Source organism: Hymenobacter glaciei, from assembly GCF_039539585.1.
Lineage (GTDB): Bacteria > Bacteroidota > Bacteroidia > Cytophagales > Hymenobacteraceae > Hymenobacter > Hymenobacter glaciei.
Genome location: NZ_BAABDK010000031.1, coordinates 132,882 through 155,616, shown reverse-complemented (window position 1 = coordinate 155,616; position 22,735 = coordinate 132,882). Strand labels below are relative to the sequence as shown.

Below are 22,735 nucleotides of genomic sequence, written 5' to 3'. Positions count from 1 at the left end.
CGGGGCCGGAGCGGATGATTGAGGAGTCAGGTCGAGGTTTTCGGGTTCCATCTACAAAGTGCTGGCGTAGCCAATGAATGTTTGAGCAGTAGCCTCGTCGGCACAGGCGGCAAGCAACTGCCGGTGCACGGTACGGGCGTATTCAGGAGAAACTAATTTTTTCGATACCAGCAGCAAATCCTGGAGCAGTGAAGCATATTTGTCCCAGTCAATATCGGCCAATAGCAGCTTGTCGGCCGCCGAGCCGCTTTGTTGAAATAGTGCTTCATCCCAATTGAAGCGGAGCAAAATGAGCAGCTTTTCAAGGGTGAGCATTGTGGCAAAGGGTGCTTGAGTTGCGAATAAAAGCTGGGAAAATGGCCTTAAAATGCTTCTTAAGCCTGTTTATCGGAATAATTCAATTTGGTGAAAACGGGCTTTATTGGTACAGTGCAAAAAGGAATTTAACGGCTGACTTCCCGTCGGAAATCACTCAGAGCCTTGCTCAGTTGCAGCAGTTGCTGGTCGTTGAGCTGGGGGGCGGTGCGGGCGAAATTTACCAGCCGTAATAGCTCGTCGACGCGTGGCCGGGCTACTCCCGACTTTTGGCTGAGCCGTTCCCTGAACGCTTCGTCGCCAAACTCAGGGCTGGGCTCCTGAAAGCGGTTGCGCAGGTAATCCAGAAACAGCCCGATTTTCTTTTCGGCAATGGGCCCGTGGCTGCGGCCCTGGCGGTAAAGGCTGGCCACGGTGCGCGTGAAGAGCAGCGTAGTGTTCGGCAACGGCTTGATGGTGGGGATGATGCGCTGCCGGCGGCGAGCTTCGACCAGCACAAACAGCAGCCCGCCGATGATGAGCAGGTACCAAGCCGTGTTCAGTGCTTCGTGGCTGGTTACCAGGCGCAGCAGCGACTGGTTGCCCAGGCGGCCCTGCTTCTGGTACTCGTCCCACCAGGCGGCGCGGGCCGGCAGGTAGGAGAGGGCCGTGGCGGCAAACTGGCTGGTGGCGGGCCGTAGCACAAACTGGTTGGTGAAGGCAATGGGCAACGTGCACAGGTACACAAAGCCCTGGCCGTAGGCGCAGCGCACCAGCACCGGTCGGCCCTGCGCATCGGCCGCCAGCGAGCGGGCGGGGCCATAGGCCGGATGCGGGTGGGCCGAGTCGGCTTCGAAGCGCAGGTCAGCATCGGTGCCCGGAAGGCGGTAGCGAGGCCCGGCCAGCGCAGGATTGGTAAAGCGAATCGTCACCGAATCGGGCACGGGCAGGCCCCGTGGGCCGCGCCGGGTGGCCAGCCGCACGCGCCGCACGTCCAAGCCCAACGTATCGAGTAGTTTCTGGCCTGCCTCACCAAAGTTCTCCGCTACGATGAATACGTTGCGGCCCAGTGCGGCGTAGCGCAGCAGCAAGGGCAGGTCGGCCGAGGTTGCCGTAAAGCTGGTGTTCACGAACAGGTAATTTGGCCGGGTACGCAGGAGCGCCTCGGTTTCCCAGTCTCCTTCTTCCTCGTCGTCCTCACCTTCTTCATCCTCAGCTACTGTGGTGCTGTCGCTGGCCTCCGCTGTCACAGACTCTGCATCAGCTTCTGTGGCGGAGGAACTGTTTGTTTCCTCATCCGTGGCCGGGTCAGCTGTCTCAGAAGGCTCGGCTGCAGCTACAGTTGCAGTCGAATCGGTAGCGGAAGTGGCGTCGGAATTGGCGGCCGAATCCGGCTCAGTTGTGCGTTCAGTGGAGTTATCCTCTACCACGGTGCGCTGGCGGGCCTCGGCCATGGCTTCGCTGGTTTCCAGCGACAGACCACTGAGCTGGTTGTAGATGGGCAGGCGCGAAGTAGCCACCGAATCGGTGCCGAGCAGGCGCGGCAGCTGGTCGTACAATACGTAGGTACCGTACGGAATCCGGTCCTTGTTTACCAGTGTGGGCGTCCAGTCAATCGGTTTGGGGCGGTTGTACTCCAGCGCCACGTAGGCCGCAAACAGCAGCAGCAATCCTCCCAGGTACCAGCGCAAATTCATCGTCATCGGAAACAGGCCTTAGCGCGAAGTGGAAGAATAAGGGCGGCCCAGTTGCGTGCGCAGGGCCTGGTATCCGGCCCGTACCTGCGCGTAGAGGGAGGGCGTGAGCGCCAGCTCGCCATACCACACGTACTCGAACTGCCGGGTGGCCTCGCGGAAGGACGTGCGCAACGCCCCGGTGGCGGGTAGCTCGGCCAGGTAGGCGTGGTTGGTTTTGTCGGGCTGCCAATTGATGAGGCCGCCGTCGGCCAGCGTCTTCAGCAGCTGCAAATAGCCCAGGCGCACGGCCAGCCGCCAGTTACCCGCGGCCTCGGCTTCGGCCAGGCGGGTTGCAAAGTCGACTTCGTGAATGTTCTCGGCCATGGTATCGTAGGCCAGCGCCGCGCGCCGGGGCGAACGGCCCAGCATCGCGGTGAAGTCAATTTCCAGCAGGCGCAGCACGATGAACACGCCTGCTCCCACAAACAAGGCGTAAAATACCCAGCGCCAGAAATGATTGTAGCTGCGGCTAATGAGCCAGTTACCAATGGCATCGCGCACCCGCGCCCAAAAGGCATCCCAGGCGCTCTGCTCGGGTTCGGTTACGTCTGCTTCGTACTGAAACTCGCGCTGTCCACGCAGGTCCCGCAGCCGGGCGGCATCGGGCCGGCGCAGGCGCGGGGCAGGGCCCTGCGCGGGCTGCAGCACCGGTACGGCCGTCACCATCGGGTGTGGTGCAGCTTGGCCAAGACCAGGGGCCGCACTCAGCAACAGCACCAGCAGCAGGCGAAACCGCGCAACGCGGAGGCAGCGAAAGAGGGAAGCGAAAACCAACAGAAAGTGATTTAGTAGTCTGTACGCTGGGGTTAGTATTCGCCTTCCTCGTCGGGGCGCAGGGCCGCGTTTTGCACCGGTGCGGGCGCCTGGCCAATCTGACCGACCAGCTGGTGCAGGCCGGTGCCATCGCGGCGCTCTACCAGGTTGAAGTACTGAAAGGCAAGGGCCAACAGCAGTGGCGGGTAAATAAACATGTTAAGCAAGCCAGTCAGTGCCGAGATAATGACGGTGAACAATCCTGTTGACGAGCCTGCTTCGCTGGTATGCACCAAGCCAAAACTGCCAGCCAGAAAGTACACTATACTAGATAGCACGCCTCCGAAAACGCCTAATGCAATGCCCAGCATCATGGTCATCAGGAACATCAACCCAAACGTCGACCACCACTTTCCGCGCACCAGCCGCAGGCAGCGACTACACGTTTCGCCAAATCCTGTTCCTTCTACCACTTTCGTAATATAGAACAGGCTAAAAGCTACTGACAGATAAAAGCCTGGAATGGCTAGAAACACAAATCCAATACCCACCAGGAATAGCAGACCAAAATAGGACAGGTACGAGCCAATGAACTCCTGCTTCACCACCTCCCACACCTGGCGAACGGAAATGGGTTCAGACGAGGGCATCGGTCGCAGAAGGCATTTCACGTAGGCATACACAGTGAGTACCAATAACATGATAAATATGCCACTCACGACAATGTTTGCCCAGTAAAACGGCGACTGGTACATCTCCGTGACCATTGCCATCTGGCGCAACCGGTTAGTACCGGTACCAGACCCTTGGACGACTTTGCTGAGAATCTGATTTTGCACCAACCCCGTCACAATGCCCTGCAGAATGGCAGCTGGCAGCACGAGGTAAAGCAACGCCTGCCCAAGGCCCCGCCAATGGGCACCGATAAAATCAAACGTGGCCGAGAATTTCTGGCCGAAGTCGCGCCGCTGGCGGAAGTCGGCTTCCTGGGTAAAGGCTAGTCGCATCAAAAAAGGAAAGAAGAATAGAAAACGAATTACAATACAGGCGGCGTACCTGCGGCTTGCTGGCCGGCCAGCGCGGCCCCGCGCCGCCGCAGCTGCCACGGGTACCAGCCGAAATACCACAAAATAAATGCTGCCGAACAACTGATAATGGCGATGCTGGCGGCCAGCGGCATTTCGGTGTGGCGCGTTACAAAACTTTCGAGGAAGCCGGCCACCATGAAAATGGGCACCAGCCCGAGGGCCAGCTTGCCGCCCTCGCGGGCCGAATGCCGCAGCGCCTCGCTGCGGCTGTGCGTCCCCGGAAACAAAATGCCCTGGGCCAGCACAAAGCCCGCCGCGCCCGCCAGCACAATGGCCGAAATTTCCAGCGTGCCGTGAATCCAGATGGTGAGCACCGACGTGGCCAGCAGCCGCTGCTGGTAAAAGAAGTACTGGAAAGAGCCCAGCATCAGCCCATTAAAGAATAACGCACCGGCTGTGCCCAGGCCCGCCGTCATGCCCAGGGCAAATGCCGTGAGGGCCACCTTGATGTTGTTGAAGGTGATGAACAGGAACATAGAAGTTTCCTCGTCGCTCTTATACACTGCCATCGGGTCGCCGCGCCGAATGTTTTCGAGGGTCATGTTCACGTAGCCATCGCCGAGCACGCTGCGCACAAACGAGTCGTCGTAGGCCGCCGAAAGAGCTCCCAACGCCGTACAAAGCACAAAAAATAGCAGCGTCCAGCCCAACGTGCGCTGGTGGCGGCTTACTACCAGCGGCAGCTCGTACATCCAGAAATGCCCGAAACGCCCGCGCGCCTCCGACTTGTTTTTGTAAATGGCCTGGTGCAGCTTCCCCGCCAGGCCGTTGAGGTAAGCCGTAGTGGGCGAGCTGGGGTAAAAGGTCTGCGCGTAGGCCAGGTCATCGGTCAGGGCCACGAAGCGGGCGGCCAGCTCGTCGGGGCTGGCAGCAGGTTGGGTTTCGTAGTGCTGCCAGCGGGCCTGGTTTTGCCGCAGGAAAAGAGCTTCGCGCATGGGGCGTGGTTAGGAGCTTAAAGGTAGGGTGCCAGCCGGAAGTTACCGTGCCCGCCGGCCGAAAATTGCCTGCTACCGGGCATATGTGCGGCCCGCGCCGTATTTTTCTTGGCTTTAATTGCGTTCCCATCCTTTCCTCCAGGCACAGTCCGCTTTTCTGCCTCCCTCATGAGTACCATCCGCATCCAGACCACCCAAAACGTTACGCTCGAATACGAGATTGCCAGCACCGGCGAGCGTGTTCTCGCTACGCTTATCGATTATGGCCTCTATGTGGTCTGGTTCATTGCCTGGGCCATACTCAACAGTAATTACCACATTGCTCCGGAAGGGCGCGGCGGGCAGGTTCTAATGTTTCTGCCCACCACGTTCTATATGCTGGCCTGCGAGGTGTTTTTCAATGGGCAGTCGCTGGGCAAAAAGGCTCGCCACCTGCGCGTGGTGCGCCTCGACGGTACGCGTGCCGGCCTCGGCGACTACCTGCTGCGGTGGCTGCTGCGCCCCCTCGAAATAGTGTCGACATTTGGAGTACTGGCCTTTGTCAGCATCCTGCTCAACGGCCGGGGGCAGCGGCTGGGCGATTTGGCTGCCGGCACCGGTGTCATTACTCTCAAGCCTAAGGCAGCGGCCCGCAATCCATTGGCGGTCGAGGCCACGCTGGTGGAAGGCTACCAGCCCGTATTCGCCCAGGCAGCCACCCTCACCGACCACGACGTGGCGCTTATCCGCCAGTTGCTGTACCAGGGCAGCCGCCAGGAAAACTACATGCTGCTGAATGAACTCGCGAATAAAGTAAAGGCGGTTACGGGCATTCGAACCGACGTACCTGATTTGCCCTTCCTGCAAACGGTGCTGCGCGACCATGCCCATCTGGTTGCGGTAGGAGCGAGCTAAACAAGAAAAATTGCTTTATAGCTACTCGCCACACGATACATAGAAACGGCCAACCCATTGCTGGGCCGGCCGTTTCTATCTAAACAGGGGTAAAGGCTGCTAAGAGAACTGCTGGAAATTGGCTTCCTCGCGCCAGAACTGGCGGGTATCGCGGATGAGGTTTTTCAGGAATTCCTCATCCTGTTTCAGGCTGCGCCATTCGCCCATGCCCATCTTTTCGCACAGCTTGTAGAAATTGTCGCCCTGCCCTTTCGAGCCCTGCACTTTCACGAGGCAGCTCAGGGGTGGGTGACCGGCTTCGTGTTCCTGGGTCGAGATTTCCGCGAGCATTTCGTTGAGACGGGATTTTTCGTGCGAAATCTCCAGGTTCAGGCCCAATTCGGCTTCCTGCACCAAAGTGAGGTAGCTTACGGTTCCGGTTTGCAGCCGGGCATAGCGAATGAGATATGTGCGTATACGACCTATCATGGTGGGACGAAAGATGAGCAAAAAACCGTTTTGGGGGCTGAAAATTAGTGAATTTTACTCGGACGGCGCTGTTTAATGCAGCGCCATCGAGCCGAAATTTTTCAGCCAGGCGGCTAACCCTCTGCCACAATCGTTCCGAAAATTGCCATTCGACTGTTTTTCGTCCTGTCTTAGGATGGTTTAACCCAGTTTAGCTCGACCGTAGTCCCTGCCTTGCTAGTTGCTTTGGCGGCGGCGCAGCTCTTTTTGAACTAGCAAAAATTCGCGACTAGTCTGGCCCGCAATGGCCGTATTCTCGTCGGCGCGGCGCAGTAGGTAAGGCATTACTGCCGCAACCGGACCGTAAGGCAGGTACTTGGCTGTGTTGTAGCCAGCGTTGGCCAAATTGTAGGTGAGGTTGTCGCTCATGCCGTAGAGTTGGGCAAACCACACGCGGGGGTCGCCGGGCGCCAGGCCGGCCTGCTGCATCAGCTGGGTGAGCAGCAGCGAGCTGGCCTCGTTGTGGGTGCCGGCGCAGAAGCTGATGCGGTCGATGTGGTCGATGCAGTAGCGCAACGACTCGTCGTAGAGGTCGTCGGTGGCCTGCTTGGTGGGGTTGATGGGGTTTTGCTGGCCGCGCTGCTTGGCCACGCGGGCTTCTTTTTCCATGTAGGCGCCGCGCACCAGCTTGACTCCCAGGTAGTAACCGGCCTCGGCGGCGGTGTCGTGGGCCTGCTTGAGGGCGTCGAGGCGGTCGTGGCGGTAGAGTTGGTAGGTGTTCCAGACGATGGCCTTTTCGCGGTTGTACTTGGCCATCATGTCGTAAGTCAGCAGGTCGATGGTGTGCTGAAACCAGCTTTCCTCGGCATCGATGAACAGGCGCACGCCATGCTGGTGGGCGCGGGCGCACAGGGCCTCTACGCGGGCCAGGGCGCGGTTGTGGGCGGCTTCCTCAGCAGGGGTGAGCAGCTGGCCCGCTTGAATTTTCTCCAGAATAGCCACGTCGGCCACGCCGGTTACCTTAAAGACCGAGAACGGAATGTGGGCCGAGCGGTGGGCTTCGTCGATGGTGGCCAGCACCTCATCGCGGGTGCGGTCATAGCTGGCGTCGCTACCTTCGCCCTCCACCGAGTAGTCGAGGATGGTGCCGATGTGGTATTTGCCCAGCTCAGTTGTAACAGGGCGGCACTCGGCAATGGTCTCACCGCCGCAGAACTGTTCAAAAATGCTGTGCTTGATGAGGAATTTGGTACCGGGGATGCCCCACTTCAGGGCCGATTTCATCAGGCCGCTGCCGGTTTTTACCAGCGTGCCGTTGTTCATGGCCGCAAATAGGCCGTACACTTTGCGCAGTTGGAAATCAGATTTTGAAGCGAAAGCCACGCGGGTGTCTTCGAAGGACAGGGGCGGGGCCTGAGTAGCGGGGGCGGGCGTCATTGGGTGGGCGGCTGGGGTGGGAGTGAGGCGGGCAAACGAGGACACGAAGGTAAAAGGCAAACAACCTTTTGGCCGATAGAGTTAGGTTTGCGGTCCCGCGCGGCATTGGCGCGGGAGGTTTATTTCTTCGTTTCCATGGCTTCTGTTTCCGATACGTATTTCACCCGCTTGCTGGCGCAAAAAGGGCAGCCCATTCTCATCGCGGGTCCGTGCTCAGCCGAAACCGAGGAGCAGGTGTTGGCCACTGCCCACGGCCTGAAAGCCCTGGGCAAGATTGACTTGTTCCGGGCCGGTATTTGGAAGCCGCGCACCCGGCCGGGCTCGTTCGAGGGCATGGGCGTAGTGGCGCTGCCCTGGCTGCAGCGCGTGAAGGCCGAAACCGGCATCCCAACGGCCATTGAAGTGGCCACCCCGCGCCACGTGGAGGAAGCCCTGGCCCACGGCATCGACGTGCTCTGGATTGGCGCGCGCACCACGGTGAACCCCTTCGCAGTGCAGGAGCTGGCCGACGCCCTGGCCGGCACCGGCGTGCCCGTGATGGTGAAAAACCCGGTGAATCCCGACGTGGCCCTGTGGGCTGGCGCCCTCGAGCGCATGGAGCGCGCCGGCATTACGGACTTGGCGGCTATTCATAGGGGATTCAGCACGTTTGCCCCCAGCCGCTACCGCAACGCGCCCACCTGGATTCTGCCCATCGAGCTAAAAACGCGCTTCCCGCACATTCCGCTCATTTGCGACCCCAGCCACATTGGTGGCCGGCGCGACTTGCTGCTGCCCATCTCCCAAAAGGCCCTCGACCTCGATTACGACGGCCTCATCATTGAAACCCACCCCGACCCCGACCACGCCCTGAGCGACGCCGAGCAGCAAGTGACGCCCGCGCGCCTGGGCGAAATCCTGAACGAGCTGAAATACCGCTACCGCTCGAGCAGCAATGCCGAATACCTCAACAAAGCCGAAGAGTTGCGCCAGAAAATGGACGTGGCCGACCGTGAAATCGTGGAAGCCCTGGCCCGCCGCATGGCCCTGGTGGAGGAGTTGGCCGAATACAAGAAGGAGAACAACGTGAAAATCCTGCAATTCGACCGCTGGCAGGAAATCTTCCAAACCCGCACCGACTGGGCCGGCAAGTTGAACGTGAACGCCAAATTCGTGGCCGAGCTCTACAAGCTCATCCACCTCGAAAGCATCCGCAAACAAACCGAGGTACTCAACGGCCGCCCACAAGTGGACGGTGTCGAGCACCTCGGGCCAGGGCTCTAATCGAGGTCAGCAGTCGCTATTGTACGCGTTCGTAGGTGTCGAGAGGAAAATCGCAGGGACTGCCGTAGTCCAACGTCAGCGTGTTGTTGCTGACGTTGTACCGCACATCAGCCGAGTAGGTGTTAGCAGTCGAGTCCGGGAACTGCAGCTTCGTGGCGAAACGCAGCACTGAAATTGCGGTGCCAGTACTGAGGCACGGCGGGCTCGCCGTGGTAAAGCTGTGCCTGCCGAGCCGTGTTGCGCGGTTGCCTTTGTAAAAAACGAACCGGGTAGGCGTGAAAGTCACGGTTTCGTCGGGTACTGGTCCGGGTAGGCAGTAGCACTGGCGGTTGGTGAGCCGCCAGGTGCCTTCGAGACTGCTACTGGGTGCGGGGCCTTTATCTGATTGGCAGCTGGTTAAGGCAATGGCTACCACGCTGGACAAAATGAAACCGTACTTTTTCATGTCATTAAGCTGCACAGGTGCGAAGGGATGGCGGGTTAGCGGGTACCGCAAAGCAAGGGCATGGCCCGCTGGTAGGTGACGCTGGGGCCATCGTACGCATCGATAGCAAGGCTCAGCGTGGTAGTGTCGACGTGCACCCTCTGAGGCACCTGCATGCTATCGTGAGTGGTTACCAAATACGTTTCGAGGTGCTGGGTGAGGGGTGAATTTCGCTGTTCCAACCAGTAAGGTGTGGTGTTAACGACAGTGCCGTTGACCAAAGTGGTCATTTGCTGGGCCGTGAAAATGAGTTCACGGCGCTGGTTGGGGTCGGCCGGGCTGGTGCGCCCGTTCATGCCATTAGTGGATGCCGTCAGTTGCCATTGGCCCACCAGCAATTGAGTAGGGGCAGCCGCAGGAGCTGCCGCGTCTTTGGAACAGGACGTGAGGCTGACTACCCCAACCAGCACGATGCCAAAAAGCAAGGAAGAAAAGGATTGGTACATGATGCAGAAAAAAGGTGAAAAGAAAGGACCGGAAACGTGCCTATACCCCCCTGACCGGTGTGGCCGCCGCCGGGTTGCGCGGGCCGAAACTTTTTGTGCCGACTTTTGCCGCATGGATAATTCCGTCATCATCGGCTCCGGGGCTTTGCCGGCCCTAGCCGAATTACTGTACCGCCCGGCCGTGAGCCGCGTGTTTGTGCTCGTGGACAGCAACACGGCCCGCCAATGTCTGCCCGCGCTGCTGCCGCACCTGCCGGCCGATTACAAACTCATTGAAATACCCGCCGGCGAAGAATATAAAACCCTCGCCAGCTGCGATACCGTGTGGTGCGAACTCACGGGCCAACACGCCGACCGGCACGCGGTACTCGTGAACCTGGGTGGTGGCGTGGTAACCGATTTGGGGGGCTTCGCGGCGGCGCTCTACAAGCGCGGCATCCGCTTTGTGCAGGTACCCACCACGCTGCTGGCGCAGGTCGATGCCAGCGTGGGCGGCAAAACGGGCGTCGATTTTCAGGGCTACAAAAACCAGTTGGGCGTGTTTCAGGTGCCGGCCGGGGTATTCATCGAGCCGAAGTTTTTGGAAACCCTCGACCCGCGTCAGCTCAAATCAGGTTACGCCGAAGTCGTGAAACACTGGCTTATTGCCGATGCCGAAGCATTCAACACCAACCGTCGCCTGGGCTGGCTGACGGACGACTGGACCAGTATTATTCAGGAGTCGGTGGCGCTGAAGCAGCGCATCGTGGCCGACGACCCCCTGGAGGCCGGCCCGCGCAAGCTGCTCAATTTCGGCCACACCGTGGGGCACGCCATCGAAAGCTACCTGCTGACCCAGCCCGGCCGCGAGGCCCTGCACGGCGAGGCAGTAGCGGCGGGCATGGTTTGCGAAAGCTGGCTCTCGGTGCAGCGCGGCCTGCTCAGCGCCGAAGAGCTCGACAAAATCGAAACCTTCGTGTTCTCGGTGTTCGACAAGCTCGATTTCGTGACCCTGGAAACCAACGCCATCGCCGAATTTGCGCTCCAGGACAAGAAAAACGCGGGTGCCACCATCAACTGCACGCTGCTCAGCGGCATCGGCCAGGGGGTATATGACCAGCCCGTAACGGTAGCCGAAATCGCCGAGTCGCTGCGCTACTACCACCGGCTGCAGGCCTAGCCGGCCGGTTGTCCGTTGCAGGTTGTCCGTTGTCAGGCGTTCGCCCGCGCCTGCTCACCAACCGTCCAACTGACTGACAACTACCAACTACCAACTGACAACTAAAATATGCACCTCTCCTGGACTGGCGGGCCGCTGCGCGGCACTGCCCAACTCCCGGCTTCCAAAAGCGAAGCCAACCGCGCCCTCATCCTGCAGGCCCTGGCCGGCGGCGGTACCCTCGGCAACCTTTCCGATGCCAACGATACCCAGCTGATGATGCGCCTGCTGGCCGCCGCGCCCAGCACCACCGACCTCAGCGCTGAGGATGCCGGCACCGTCATGCGTTTCCTGACAGCTTACCTGGCTGTCACCGACTGGCGCGGCCGCCTCACCGGCACGGCGCGTATGCAGGAACGGCCTATAGCGGTGCTCGTGGATGCGCTGCGCCAGGCCGGGGCCAGCATCAATTACCTGAATAACGAGGGCTACCCGCCACTGGAAATTGCCGGCTTCACGGCGGCAGCCAATGTAACTGAGCCGACCGCACTATCGGTGCGTGGCGACATCAGCAGCCAATACATCTCGGCCCTGCTGATGGTGGGTCCGTACCTGCCCGGTGGTCTGCGCCTCACACTCACGGGCCATATCGGCTCGCGCCCCTACATCAACATGACGGTGGCCCTAATGCAGCGTTTCGGGGCTGATTACTCGGCTGCGGGCGACGTGCTGACGGTGCGCCCCAATGCTTATCGGCCCACCGATTACTCCGTGGAGTCGGACTGGTCAGCGGCCAGCTACTGGTACTCGTTTGTTGCGCTGGCCCCGGCGGGCTCCGAAATTACGCTGCCCGGCCTGCGCCGCGAATCCTTGCAGGGCGACCAGGCTATTGCGAGAATGATGACGCTACTCGGAGTAGAAACCACCTTTCTGCCCGAAGCTGTTCACCTGCGCCAGGTGCAGCTGCCGCAACAAGCTGAAACCCCAACCCTCGATTTCACCGACTGCCCCGACCTGGCCCAGACGGTGGCCGTAGTGGCAGCCGCCCTCGGCCGTCCCGTGGAGATGACTGGCCTCGAAAGCTTGCGCATCAAGGAAACCGACCGCATTGCCGCGCTACAAACCGAACTGGCCAAATTCGGTGGCGACCTACGTGACCTGGGCGAAGGCCATTTCCGGGCCGAATCAACTGGTTTTGTTGTCGATAATCAATCGGTGGCTACCTACCACGACCACCGCATGGCCATGGCCTTTGCGCCGCTGGCCATGCGTGGCCCGCTCACCATTGAAGCGCCAAACGTGGTGCGGAAATCCTACCCGCAATTCTGGAAGGAACTCGCAAAAAGTGGTTTTACAGTTAGCGAAGCTGACTGAAATACGCCGCCGATTGTCGCAGCCGGCTGCCATACCAGCTAAATAATTCACCGTCGACAATCTCGATTTTCGCGGCCGGGCATATGGCTTGAAACTCGGCCATATGCTTTTCGCCAAACGGATAGGGTTCGGAGGATAACAAAATGCGCTGCGGCCTTGCCGCGGCCAATTGCTCGGCCGTGATTTCCGGGTAGCGGCTCAGCCCGGCGAAGGCATTCACCAGGCCTGCCCGGTGCAATAGGTCGTCGATAAATGTGCCCGTGGCGGCTGCCATGTAGGGCTTGCGCCAGATGAAGTAAGCTGCTGAATCAGGGGATTCCCCAGCTGCAGTAGCTTCTAAGTTTGCAAATGAGGCTTCAATGTCGGCCGCCAGCGCAGTGCCTTTTTCCTTGGCCCCAACAATGAAGGCGACGCGCCGAATCATGTCCAGGGCCTCGGTCAAATTGCTGATATCGCTGAGCCAGACCGGGTAGCTGGTCGCTAATTGCTCGATTCCGTCCTGGTAATTCTCTTCCTTATTGCCGATGATTAAATCGGGCTTCAGGGCGGCTATTTTTTCGAAATTGAAGTTTTTGGTGCCGCCAATCACTGTGGCATTTGTGCGTGCATCGGCTGGGTGAATGCAGAATTTCGTGACCCCCACCACCCTCTCGCCCAGCCCCAAATCGAACAGCAGCTCCGTCTGCGACGGTACCAGCGATACAATGCGGCGCGGCGGAAACGGCACCGCCACGCGGCGGCCCATTTGGTCGGTTACGTTGAGGGGCAGGGACGGAATAACTGGTAAATCCATGTAAAAAATTCTGTCATCCTGAACGCAGTGAAGGACCTTATCACGGTGAGGCAATTTGCTCGGTCGTGATAAGGTCCTTCACCGTGTTCAGGATGACGGATAAAAAAGAAAACGCTAGTTGAAATACCGGAAATCGTGGCCGTCTTCGATGCGCAGCAGCGTCTCGTAAATCAGGCGCGTCACACCGTCCACGTCGTCGCGGTGCACGGTTTCGACGGTGGTGTGCATATATTTCAGGGGCAGCGAAATTAGGGCTGAGGCCACACCCGAACCGGAGTAGGCGAACGCATCGGTATCGGTGCCGGTGGCGCGGGTAGCAGCGGCGCGTTGGAAGGGTATTTCGGCCTGCTTAGCCGTGTCGATGATGAGGTCGCGCAGGTTGTTCTGCACGGCGGGGCCGTAGGTAATCACCGGGCCTTTGCCGCAGCTGATGTCGCCGGCTGTCTTTTTCTCATACATTGGCGACTGGCTGTCGTGCGTCACGTCCGTAATGATGGCCACGTCGGGGTTGATGCGGTGGGCCACCATTTCGGCGCCGCGCAAGCCAATTTCCTCCTGCACCGCGTTCACGATGTAGAGACCGAAGGGAAGCTTCTTGTCGTTCTCTTTGAGCATGCGCGCTACCTCGGCAATCATGAAGCCGCCCACGCGGTTGTCGAGGGCGCGGCCCACGTAAAACTTTTCGTTTAGTACCGTAAACTCGTCCTCAAACGTCACCACCGAACCCACGTGGATGCCCATTTCGGCCACTTCGTCGGCGCTGCTGGCGCCGCAGTCCAGAAACACGGTTTCGATGGTCGGGGCTTTGTCCTGCTCGACTTTGCGCACGTGAATGGCGGGCCAGCCAAAAATGCCCTTCACGATGCCCTTCTCCCCGAAAATATTCACCCGCTTGCTGGGTGCTACCAGCGGGTCGGAGCCGCCGTTGCGGCGCAAGTAGAGATAGCCTTCCTTGGTGATGTAATTCACGAAGTAGGAAATCTCGTCGGCGTGGGCCTCAATCACGACCTTGTATTTCGCTTCGGGGTTAATTACACCCACCACCGTGCCGTAGGTATCCACGAAATACTCGTCGATGTACGGCTTGATGTATTCCAGCCACAGTTTCTGGCCTTCCTTTTCGAAGCCGGTGGGGGAGGGGTTGTTGAGGTAGTTTCGGAGGAATTCGAAGGATTCGGGACGCATAGTAAAATTAGGCTCGGGATTGGAACGCTCTGGAAACTGTAATTAATAATTTGATTGATATGCCGACAACAACAAGATTAACAAATGTTAAAGCGGCTGTTAAGCTTATTGTTGAGATTGGTGCCCCTAACATCGTTACAATTCCAATAGCGCGAATGTGCTTCGTAACAGGCTTTGAAAGTGTATTTACGTCTGGGCTATTGAGCTTAGAACTAGCAAAGGCGAAGCTAGAAAGAAGTCTTGAGCCAAAACCCAAGAAAGGCGCTACAAAAACAACCACCAACCCAACGAATAAAAAAACAAGAGGTGCAAAGTATGGGGATGATGGATTCATGAGCACCTTTTTAGAATAAACTACAACGGAATGTTGCCGTGCTTCTTACGCGGCATAGTGTCCACTTTGTTCTCCAGCATCTTGAAGGCGCGAATCAGCTTCTGGCGCGTCTGCGAGGGTAGAATTACCTCGTCTACGAAGCCGCGGTGGGCGGCGCGGTAGGGCGTGGCAAACTTCTCCTGGTACTCATCTACCTTTTCCTGCAGCTTGGCAGCCGGGTCCTCAGCCGTGGCAATCTCACGCTTAAAGATGATTTCGGCCGCGCCCTTGGCACCCATCACCGCGATTTCGGCGGTGGGCCAAGCGTAGTTCATATCGGCACCGATGTGCTTGGAGTTCATCACGTCATAGGCTCCCCCGTAGGCTTTGCGGGTAATCACGGTGATGCGCGGCACGGTGGCCTCGCAGAAGGCGTAAAGCAGCTTGGCGCCGTTGGTGATGATGCCGCGCCACTCCTGGTCGGTGCCGGGCAGGAAGCCGGGCACGTCTTCCAGCACCAGCAGCGGGATATTGAACGCATCGCAGAAGCGCACGAAGCGAGCGGCTTTGGTGCTGGCATTGATGTCGAGCACACCGGCCAGCACGGCCGGCTGGTTGCCCACGATGCCAATGCTACGGCCCGCCAGCCGCGCAAAGCCCACCACAATGTTTTCGGCAAAGTTCTGGTGGACTTCCAGGAAGGAGTTGACATCGATGATACCTTCAATCACCTCGCGCATGTCGTAGGGCTGGTTGGCATTCTCTGGAATCAGCTTATCCAGCACCGGGCGGCTTTCGTCGCTGCTGGCCTCGTAGGGCTGCGCAGGGGCAGTTTCCTCGCAGTTCTGGGGCATGTAGCTCAGCAGCTGCTTGATGTGGTTGATGGCCACCACCTCGTTGGCGCAGCTGAAGTGCGTGACGCCGCTCTTGGCCGAGTGGGTGCTGGCGCCGCCGAGCTCTTCGCTGGTTACCTCCTCATGGGTCACGGTTTTCACCACGTTGGGGCCGGTCACGAACATGTAGCTCGTGTGCTCCACCATCAGAATAAAGTCCGTGATGGCGGGCGAGTACACTGCGCCGCCCGCGCACGGCCCCATAATGGCCGAAAGCTGCGGCACCACGCCCGAAGCCAAAGTATTCTTATAGAAGATGTCGGCGTAGCCACCTAGGCTCACCACCCCTTCCTGGATGCGGGCACCCCCGGAGTCGTTCAGGCCAATAACGGGTGCGCCGTTCTTCATGGCCAGGTCCATGATTTTTACGATTTTCTCGGCGTGCGTTTCGCTCAGCGAACCACCGAAAACGGTGAAATCCTGCGAGAAAACGTACACCAAGCGGCCGTTGATGGTGCCGTAGCCCGTTATCACGCCATCGCCGAGGTAATGCTCCTTATCCAGGCCAAAGTCCTTGGAGCGGTGCATCACAAATTTGCCAATTTCCTCGAACGAGCCTTCGTCCATTAACAAATCAACCCGTTCGCGGGCGGTGAGCTTGCCTTTTTTGTGTTGGGCATCAATGCGGGCCTGACCGCCCCCAAGGAGGGCTTCTTCGTTTTTACGGGCCAGCAATTCGGTTTTGGAGAGGTGGGCGTGGGCGTGCGGGTCGGGCATGAGCAGGGCTAAGCGCGCGGGTGGGAGGAGTGCGCGGGAATTGAAGCCCAAAGGTAGGTTACGGGTAGATTATGGGGCGGCGGGTTTTAGGTGAGGAGGAGTGGAAAGAAAAAAGAACGTCATGCTGAGCGAAGTCGAAGCATCTCTACCGCGAGAGTAAAATCAATTACTGCTTCGGTAGAGATGCTCCGACTTCGCTCAGCATGACGTGCTAGCGACGCCCAGGCAAGCGCTTATACTACAGCGTCTTGCCCATCAGCATCAGCATAAACGCAAACTGCCGCGCCGTGTCGTCAATCGACTTGAAGCGGCCCGAGGCCCCGCCGTGGCCAGCGGCCATATCGGTGTGCAGCAGCAGCACGTTCTTGTCCGTCTTCATGGTGCGGAGCTTCGCCACCCACTTGGCTGGCTCAAAATACTGCACCTGCGAATCGTGCAAGCCCGTGGTAACGAGCATGTTGGGGTAGACCTGCTTTTCTACGTTGTCGTAGGGCGAGTAAGAGAACATGTACTTGAATTCCTCCTCGTTGGCGGGGTTACCCCACTGGTCGTACTCGCTGGTGGTAAGCGGGATGCTCGGGTCCGACATGGTCGTTACCACGTCCACAAACGGTACGGCAGCAATCACGCCTTTGTACAGGTCGGGGCGCATGTTCACCACGGCGCCCATGAGCAGGCCACCGGCGCTGCCGCCCATGGCAAACAGCTTGTCTTTGGCGGTGAACTGCTTCTTAACCGTCGCGTTGCCCACGCGCACGTCCTGCGGATGGGTGAGGTATTCCGAGCAATCAACAAAGTCGTTGAAGCTGTTGATTTTGTGCGCCATGCGTCCGTCTTCAAACCACTGCCGGCCCATTTCCTGTCCGCCGCGGATGTTGCATAGCGCGTACACAAACCCGCGGTTGAGCAGGCTCAAGCGCGCGGCGCTGAAGGTGGGGTCCTGTGACAATCCGTAAGAGCCGTAGGCGTATTGCAGCAGCGGGGCGCTGCCATCGAGCTTGGTGCCTTTCTTATACACCAGGGCCATGGGAATGAACTTGTTGTCGCGCGATTTCACGAACACGCGCTCCGTCACGTAGTCGAACTTATTATAGTTGCCCAGCACCGGCTGCTCCTTTACCAAGGTGCTGGTATGGCTGCTCATGTCGTACTCAAAAATGGAAGCCGGTGTGGTGAGCGAGGTGTAGTTGTAGCGCAGCACCGGCGTGTCCATCTCGGCATTCACGCCGATGGTGGCGGTGTAAGCCGGCTCTTCGAACTGAATGTAGTGCTCCTGCTTGTCCTTCAGGCTCACCACCTTTAGCTGGCGCAGGCCGCCTTTGCGCTCGTTCAGCACCACGTGGCTGCTGAACAACTCGAAGCGCTCGAGAAATATTTCGGGGTGGCGGGTGAGGGCATCGGCCCAGGCCGACTTGCCGGTAGCCGTCACGGGGGTTACCATCAGGCGGTAGTTGGGTGCGCCCAGGTTCGTGCGGATGTAGAACTTGTCGGCCAGGTGCTCCACGTCGTAGAGGTGGTCCTTCTCGCGGCGCTGAAACACCTTGGGCATGTCGGTGGGCACGGCCGCATCGAGGTAGCGGTACTCCGACGACAGCGAGCTAACCAGGTTAATGCCAATGTATTTCTTCGATTTCGAGCGGTTGATGTGCACGTTAAAGGTGTTGTCCTTCTCTTCGTACACGAGGGCGTCATTCTTCGGGTCGGTGCCCAGCACGTGGCGGTACACCTGGTAGGGCAGCAGCGTGGTCACGTCCTTGCGGGTGTAGAACACCGTCTTGTTATCGGTCGCCCACGCCATTTCGCCGCCGGTATTCTGAATGCGCTCGGGGTAGTCTTTGCCCGTGGCCAGGTTGCGGAAATGCAGGGTGAAGAGGCGGCGGCTCACGGTATCGGTCGAGAACGCCAGCAACTGGTTGTTGTCGCTCACAGCCCAGTCGCCAATCTGAAAATACTTTTGGCTGCTGCCCATCTCGTCGCCATTCAGCACAATTTCCTCGGTGCCAATGGTGCTGCCCTTCTTGCGGCAATAAATGGGGTATTCGCGCCCAAACTCGTAGCGCGAGTAGTAGTAGTAGCCGTTGTCGCGGTAGGGCTCGGTGGCATCCTCCTGCTTGATGCGGTTCTTGATTTCCTGGGCCAGCTTCTTCTGCAAAGGCACCGTAGCGGCCATTTGCTGGTCGTAGTAGGTGTTCTCGGCGTTCAGGTATTTGAGAACGGCCGGGTCGGTTGGCTTATTCAACCAGTAATAGTTATCGGTGCGCTGAATACCGAAATCAGTAAAAACTTTGGGCTTGATAGGCGCCATTGGCGGAGCTGCCGGGGCCGTTTGCGCAAGTGCTCCACCGCTGGCTAAAGCCGCACCTGCCCCAGCGAGGGCCATTCGTTGAAGAAAATTCATAAGAAGAAGGCGAGAAGTACAGCGATTGTAGTTAGGATGGTCTATATCAAGCAGCAAGGTAATGCATAGGCGCAAAAAAGCCGGCCCCTTTCTTAGGAGCCGGCTGCTAATTGCCATATGAAAGGTGGTTAGCCCTTCTGTCCGTCGGCCACTTTTACTTTGCCGGTAGCCGTATCAACCTCGGCAAATGTGCGCTCGCCAACTGTTACCAGAATCGTTTTGGGCCCCAGCAGCACTTTGCTGATTTTTCGTGGGCCGACAACAGTAGGGCACGAGCCTACCACATCGGCCTTCCATGCCAAGCGGTTGCCCTGGTATGCCAGCAGCTGTTTGTTATCAGTAGACACCAAATAGACTTTGCCATCCGAAAGTGCCTTCATGCCGCGTACCTGCGGCGAAGGCACAAACGAAGGGCTGCCCTGCCCGATTTCGGGCTGACGAACAATTAGCTGAGCGTTATAAGGCGCTTCTGGCTTCTGGTCTTGGGCACTAACGGCTACTGGCAGGGCCAGCAGCAGGGCAATTGCGAAAGAATGAAAGTGTGTTTTGAACATAGTGAAAGGGTATGGGTGAAAGAATACTCGCAAAGAAAGGGCTGGCTCCCTTGCGGAAACCAGCCCTCTAACGTTCGCTTGCTAGCACTTATTTCTTCGTGTCAGCATCGGGAGCTTCTGGCTTGTCGGCCGGGCGCTCGTCGCTGGCGAGGTTCTGCACCTCGCCGCTCTTGCTCACAGCGAAAACCAGTTCCTCTGCGCCTTCGGTGTAATCGGCGGTGATAACGTCGCCGTGTACAACCTGGGCTTTGAGGATTTCCTCGGCAATCGGGTCTTCGATGTACTTCTGGATGGCACGGTTCAGCGGACGGGCACCGTACTTGGGGTCGTAGCCTTTGTCGGCTACGAAGTCCTTGGCAGCTTCCGTCAACTCGACACGGTAGCCGAGGGCTTGAACCCGCGAGAGGAGCTTGGCCAAGCTGATGTCGATGATTTTGTGAATGTCCTTTTTGTCCAGCGAGTTGAAGACGATGACGTCATCCAAACGGTTGAGGAACTCGGGCGAGAAGGTTTTCTTCAGCGCGTTGGTGATGGTGCTCTTGGTCAGCTCATCTAGGTTGTCCTGGCGGGCCTTGGTGCCGAAGCCGATGCCGGCGCCGAAGTCCTGCAAGTCACGCGCCCCAATGTTCGAGGTCATGATGATGATGGTGTTCCGGAAGTCCACCTTGCGGCCCAGACCATCGGTGAGGATGCCGTCGTCCAGCACCTGCAGAAGCAGGTTGTACACGTCTGGGTGCGCCTTCTCAATCTCGTCGAGCAGGATAACCGAGTACGGTTTGCGGCGGATTTTCTCCGTCAGCTGGCCGCCTTCTTCGTAGCCCACGTAGCCGGGAGGTGCGCCTACTAGGCGCGATACGCTGAATTTCTCCATGTATTCCGACATATCGACGCGTACCAGCGCATCTTCCTTGTCGAACAGGTATGTGGCAAGCACCTTGGCTAGCTCCGTTTTACCCACGCCCGTCGGGCCGAGGAACACGAACGAACCGATGGGCTTCTTGGGGTCCTTTAAGCCAACGCGGGTGCGCTGAATGGCTTTCACCAGCTGCTTAATGGCTTTGTCCTGGCCAATTACTTTGCCTTGCAGCTCCTCGTTCATGTTGAGGAGTTTCTGGCTTTCGTTCTGGGCCACGCGCGAAACGGGGATGCCGGTCATCATGGCGATAACTTCAGCCACGTTTTCCTCCTTCACCGTGTAGCGCTTCTTCTTGGTCTCCTCTTCCCAGCTTTTTTTAGCCGTTTCAAGTTGGTCCAGAAGTTTCTTCTCGGTGTCGCGGAGCTTAGCAGCTTCCTCGTATTTCTGCGATTTCACCACGCGGTTTTTCTCGCCTTTGATGTTCTCAATCTGCTCTTCGAGCGTGAGAATGTCCTCGGGCACCACAATGTTGTTGATGTGCACGCGGGCACCGGCTTCATCGAGAATGTCGATGGCCTTGTCCGGCAGGAAACGGTCCGACATATAACGGTCCGACAGCATCACACACTGCTCAATGGCCTTGTCGGTATACACCACGTGGTGGTGGTCCTGGTACTTGTCCTTGATGTTGTGCAGGATTTCGATGGTTTCCTCGGGCGTAGTGGGGTCCACCATTACCATCTGGAATCGACGGGCCAAAGCGCCGTCCTTCTCGATGTACTGACGGTACTCGTCCAGCGTGGTGGCGCCGATGCATTGAATCTCGCCGCGGGCCAGAGCCGGCTTGAACATGTTCGAAGCATCGAGCGAACCCGAAGCACCACCGGCGCCCACAATGGTATGCAACTCGTCGATGAATAGAATCACGTCGGGCGACTTCTCCAGCTCGTTCATCACGGCTTTCATGCGCTCCTCAAACTGGCCACGGTACTTGGTGCCAGCCACCAGTGAAGCCAAGTCGAGCGTCACCACGCGCTTGTTAAAGAGCACGCGGCTTACCTTTTTCTGAATAATGCGCAGGGCCAGGCCTTCGGCGATGGCCGTTTTGCCCACGCCGGGCTCACCGATGAGGATGGGGTTGTTCTTTTTGCGGCGGCTCAGAATCTGGGCCACGCGCTCAATTTCTTTCTCGCGGCCTACAATGGGGTCGAGCTTATCGTCCTCAGCCAGTTTGGTGAGGTCGCGGCCAAAGTTGTCGAGCACCGGAGTGCGCGACTTTTCGCCGGGCTTTTTGGCAGCACCGGCACCAGCGCCAGCCCCACGGCCTCCGCCGGGTCCCGAAGCCCCAAAGAGGCGATCGTTGTCGTCGTCGTCCGTGTCGGGGGTACGGTTTTGCGGGGCAGCACCGGCATTACCGTGGTAATCCAGCGAGTCGCGCACAGTTTCGTAGTTCACGTTGAATTTGCTGAGAATTTGGGAAGAAATGTTGTCCTCATCGCGCAGGATGGACAACAGGAGATGTTCAGTACCAATAATTTCCGACTTGAAAATCTTGGCTTCGAGGTAGGTGATTTTCAACACCTTCTCGGTTTGCTTGGTGAGCGGAATCGAGCCGGTAATGCTGGTGCCCTGCGTCGCGGTGTTCCGGGTGGCCTGTTCGAGCGAGAATTTTAGCTCGTCGATGCTCACGCCCAGCTTGCGCAACAGGCCAAGGGCGGTGCCTTCGGCTTCGCGAATCATGCCCAGGAGCAGGTGCTCGGTGCCGATGTAGTCGTGCCCGAGACGGATGGCTTCCTCCCGGCTGAGGGAAATCACCTCCTTGACGCGGTTTGAGAATTTAGCTTCCATGCCAATAAACGTAGTGAAAAATCAAGTAAGCCCCGCGTCGGGCGAGTAACACGAACGACGGGTTGGGCCGGGGTGACTTGAAAACAAGCCGGTTCGGGCGATGGTTCGAACCAAAATAAGGTACATAACCAGTAATTCAACTAATGGCCAATATTTGCAGGCTATTGCAAAAACTGGCCGGCTGCCGGGCCCTGCGAAAACAACAGGTCCAGCACACTCAGGCCGGGCTCAAAACCTGGGCCAAACACTTGCGGATAGGGCCGCACGAGGGCTGAGGCTGCCGGAGTGTCAGGTTTCGGGGAAATCGAGGCGGCTTTGGGTGTCAACCAGTCGCGGCAGTCGGCTACGACAGGCTGGCTAGTAGGTAGACTGGGATTTTGCGCAGAAGGTTGCGCCGGGTAGTGCGCGTGGTATTCGGAGGTAAGGTGCACGGGCAGCGGCAGCCGAAAGCACTTCAGCATGAGCTGCAAAAACTGCTGGTTCAGGTCGAAGAGGCGCCCGGGTTTCTGTACGTAAATATCGTGCAGGTAGTCGGCGTAATATTCAAAGTACGGGCTGTTGCCGTAGGCGGTTTGCAGTGTGCGCCAGTGGCGGTGAATCCAGTTCTGGCGGTAGTCGATTTCTATTTCGGCAATGCTCACCTTTTCGGCGCGGTTGCCATCGAGTACCGGCACGGTGAGCGGCTGCACCCCCTGCGCCGTGCGGATGAGGCAGCGGTTGCGGTAGGTTTGCTTGCGGTAGTGCTCGTGCGCTTCGAGCAGCAGGCCATCGGCGTGCAGCAGCGCGGCAAAAAAGTGCGCCGGCGGGTGGTAATGGAGTTCGGTGAGGATAATCATGGTGGGGAAGGACGACTAAGGCAGGACCAAAGCCGCGCCGCTGCAAAAGAACG

At 58.5% G+C, this 22,735-nt stretch carries 21 protein-coding genes; 5 read left to right on the top strand and 16 right to left on the bottom strand.

Features of this window, described 5'->3' with window-relative positions; all coding sequences use genetic code 11:
* Window positions 1-51: 51 nt before the first annotated feature.
* The 5 genes from ABD837_RS20445 to ABD837_RS20425 all read right to left on the bottom strand — a co-directional run bounded on the left by ABD837_RS20445 (window position 52) and on the right by ABD837_RS20425 (window position 4,806).
* Window positions 52-315: a hypothetical protein gene (locus ABD837_RS20445; protein WP_345058310.1), complete on the bottom strand. Its 264-nt coding sequence runs from the start codon at window positions 313-315 to the stop codon at window positions 52-54.
* 128 nt (window positions 316-443) lie between these two features.
* Complete coding sequence (locus ABD837_RS20440) at window positions 444-1,997, bottom strand: hypothetical protein (protein WP_345058308.1); 1,554 nt, start codon at window positions 1,995-1,997, stop codon at window positions 444-446.
* A gap of 12 nt (window positions 1,998-2,009) precedes the next feature.
* Complete coding sequence (locus ABD837_RS20435) at window positions 2,010-2,804, bottom strand: DUF4129 domain-containing protein (RefSeq protein ID WP_345058306.1); 795 nt, start codon at window positions 2,802-2,804, stop codon at window positions 2,010-2,012.
* A 32-nt stretch (window positions 2,805-2,836) separates the two neighbouring features.
* On the bottom strand, window positions 2,837-3,790 hold the full coding sequence (locus tag ABD837_RS20430) for a hypothetical protein (protein WP_345058304.1): 954 nt from the start codon (window positions 3,788-3,790) through the stop codon (window positions 2,837-2,839).
* Window positions 3,791-3,819: 29 nt separating this feature from the next.
* Window positions 3,820-4,806, bottom strand: a complete 987-nt coding sequence (locus ABD837_RS20425) for a stage II sporulation protein M (RefSeq protein ID WP_345058302.1) — start codon at window positions 4,804-4,806, stop codon at window positions 3,820-3,822.
* A 168-nt stretch (window positions 4,807-4,974) separates the two neighbouring features.
* On the opposite strand from ABD837_RS20425, the gene ABD837_RS20420 reads away from it, so the two are divergent.
* Complete coding sequence (locus ABD837_RS20420; protein WP_345058300.1) at window positions 4,975-5,700, top strand: RDD family protein; 726 nt, start codon at window positions 4,975-4,977, stop codon at window positions 5,698-5,700.
* 99 nt (window positions 5,701-5,799) lie between these two features.
* Here the strand turns inward: ABD837_RS20420 and ABD837_RS20415 are convergent, their stop codons facing one another.
* Both ABD837_RS20415 and ABD837_RS20410 read right to left on the bottom strand, forming a co-directional pair.
* Window positions 5,800-6,168: a hypothetical protein gene (locus tag ABD837_RS20415; RefSeq protein WP_345058298.1), complete on the bottom strand. Its 369-nt coding sequence runs from the start codon at window positions 6,166-6,168 to the stop codon at window positions 5,800-5,802.
* A 216-nt stretch (window positions 6,169-6,384) separates the two neighbouring features.
* On the bottom strand, window positions 6,385-7,584 hold the full coding sequence (locus tag ABD837_RS20410; protein ID WP_425554363.1) for a proline dehydrogenase family protein: 1,200 nt from the start codon (window positions 7,582-7,584) through the stop codon (window positions 6,385-6,387).
* A 135-nt stretch (window positions 7,585-7,719) separates the two neighbouring features.
* Here ABD837_RS20410 and ABD837_RS20405 point away from each other — a divergent pair, with 135 nt between their 5' ends.
* Complete coding sequence (locus tag ABD837_RS20405) at window positions 7,720-8,847, top strand: chorismate mutase (protein WP_345058294.1); 1,128 nt, start codon at window positions 7,720-7,722, stop codon at window positions 8,845-8,847.
* A 16-nt stretch (window positions 8,848-8,863) separates the two neighbouring features.
* Here ABD837_RS20405 and ABD837_RS20400 read toward each other — a convergent pair whose 3' ends face one another.
* Complete coding sequence (locus tag ABD837_RS20400) at window positions 8,864-9,292, bottom strand: hypothetical protein (protein WP_345058292.1); 429 nt, start codon at window positions 9,290-9,292, stop codon at window positions 8,864-8,866.
* A gap of 35 nt (window positions 9,293-9,327) precedes the next feature.
* Complete coding sequence (locus ABD837_RS20395; protein WP_345058290.1) at window positions 9,328-9,777, bottom strand: hypothetical protein; 450 nt, start codon at window positions 9,775-9,777, stop codon at window positions 9,328-9,330.
* A gap of 112 nt (window positions 9,778-9,889) precedes the next feature.
* On the opposite strand from ABD837_RS20395, the gene aroB reads away from it, so the two are divergent.
* Both aroB and ABD837_RS20385 read left to right on the top strand, forming a co-directional pair.
* The gene (aroB, locus tag ABD837_RS20390) at window positions 9,890-10,936 is read left to right on the top strand and encodes a 3-dehydroquinate synthase (protein WP_345058288.1); all 1,047 of its coding nucleotides are present in this window, start codon (window positions 9,890-9,892) and stop codon (window positions 10,934-10,936) included.
* A gap of 108 nt (window positions 10,937-11,044) precedes the next feature.
* Entirely contained in the window at window positions 11,045-12,289 is a 1,245-nt protein-coding gene (locus ABD837_RS20385; RefSeq protein ID WP_345058286.1) for a 3-phosphoshikimate 1-carboxyvinyltransferase, read from the top strand.
* Here ABD837_RS20385 and ABD837_RS20380 read toward each other — a convergent pair.
* Window positions 12,273-13,082 carry an ABC transporter substrate-binding protein gene (locus tag ABD837_RS20380; protein ID WP_345058284.1) on the bottom strand — a complete coding sequence of 270 codons (810 nt, stop codon included), beginning with the start codon at window positions 13,080-13,082 and terminating at the stop codon, window positions 12,273-12,275. The two genes, ABD837_RS20385 and ABD837_RS20380, sit on opposite strands and share 17 nt — an antisense overlap.
* A gap of 114 nt (window positions 13,083-13,196) precedes the next feature.
* Window positions 13,197-14,267 (bottom strand): M42 family metallopeptidase, encoded by a 1,071-nt coding sequence (locus ABD837_RS20375; protein WP_345058282.1) that lies wholly within the window; start codon window positions 14,265-14,267, stop codon window positions 13,197-13,199.
* A 59-nt stretch (window positions 14,268-14,326) separates the two neighbouring features.
* On the opposite strand from ABD837_RS20375, the gene ABD837_RS20370 reads away from it, so the two are divergent.
* A complete protein-coding gene (locus tag ABD837_RS20370) occupies window positions 14,327-14,620 on the top strand; it encodes a hypothetical protein (RefSeq protein ID WP_345058280.1) in 294 nt (97 codons plus the stop codon).
* Window position 14,621: 1 nt separating this feature from the next.
* On the opposite strand, the gene ABD837_RS20365 is transcribed toward ABD837_RS20370, so the two are convergent.
* From ABD837_RS20365 to ABD837_RS20345, 5 genes are all read right to left on the bottom strand, one after another.
* Window positions 14,622-16,190, bottom strand: a complete 1,569-nt coding sequence (locus ABD837_RS20365; protein WP_345058278.1) for an acyl-CoA carboxylase subunit beta — start codon at window positions 16,188-16,190, stop codon at window positions 14,622-14,624.
* Window positions 16,191-16,428: 238 nt separating this feature from the next.
* Complete coding sequence (locus tag ABD837_RS20360; protein ID WP_345058276.1) at window positions 16,429-18,588, bottom strand: S9 family peptidase; 2,160 nt, start codon at window positions 18,586-18,588, stop codon at window positions 16,429-16,431.
* A gap of 128 nt (window positions 18,589-18,716) precedes the next feature.
* Complete coding sequence (locus tag ABD837_RS20355) at window positions 18,717-19,142, bottom strand: hypothetical protein (RefSeq protein ID WP_345058274.1); 426 nt, start codon at window positions 19,140-19,142, stop codon at window positions 18,717-18,719.
* An 88-nt stretch (window positions 19,143-19,230) separates the two neighbouring features.
* Entirely contained in the window at window positions 19,231-21,846 is a 2,616-nt protein-coding gene (locus ABD837_RS20350) for an ATP-dependent Clp protease ATP-binding subunit (protein WP_345058273.1), read from the bottom strand.
* Between the two features lie 161 nt (window positions 21,847-22,007).
* Complete coding sequence (locus ABD837_RS20345; RefSeq protein ID WP_345058271.1) at window positions 22,008-22,682, bottom strand: WbqC family protein; 675 nt, start codon at window positions 22,680-22,682, stop codon at window positions 22,008-22,010.
* Window positions 22,683-22,735: the final 53 nt, after the last annotated feature.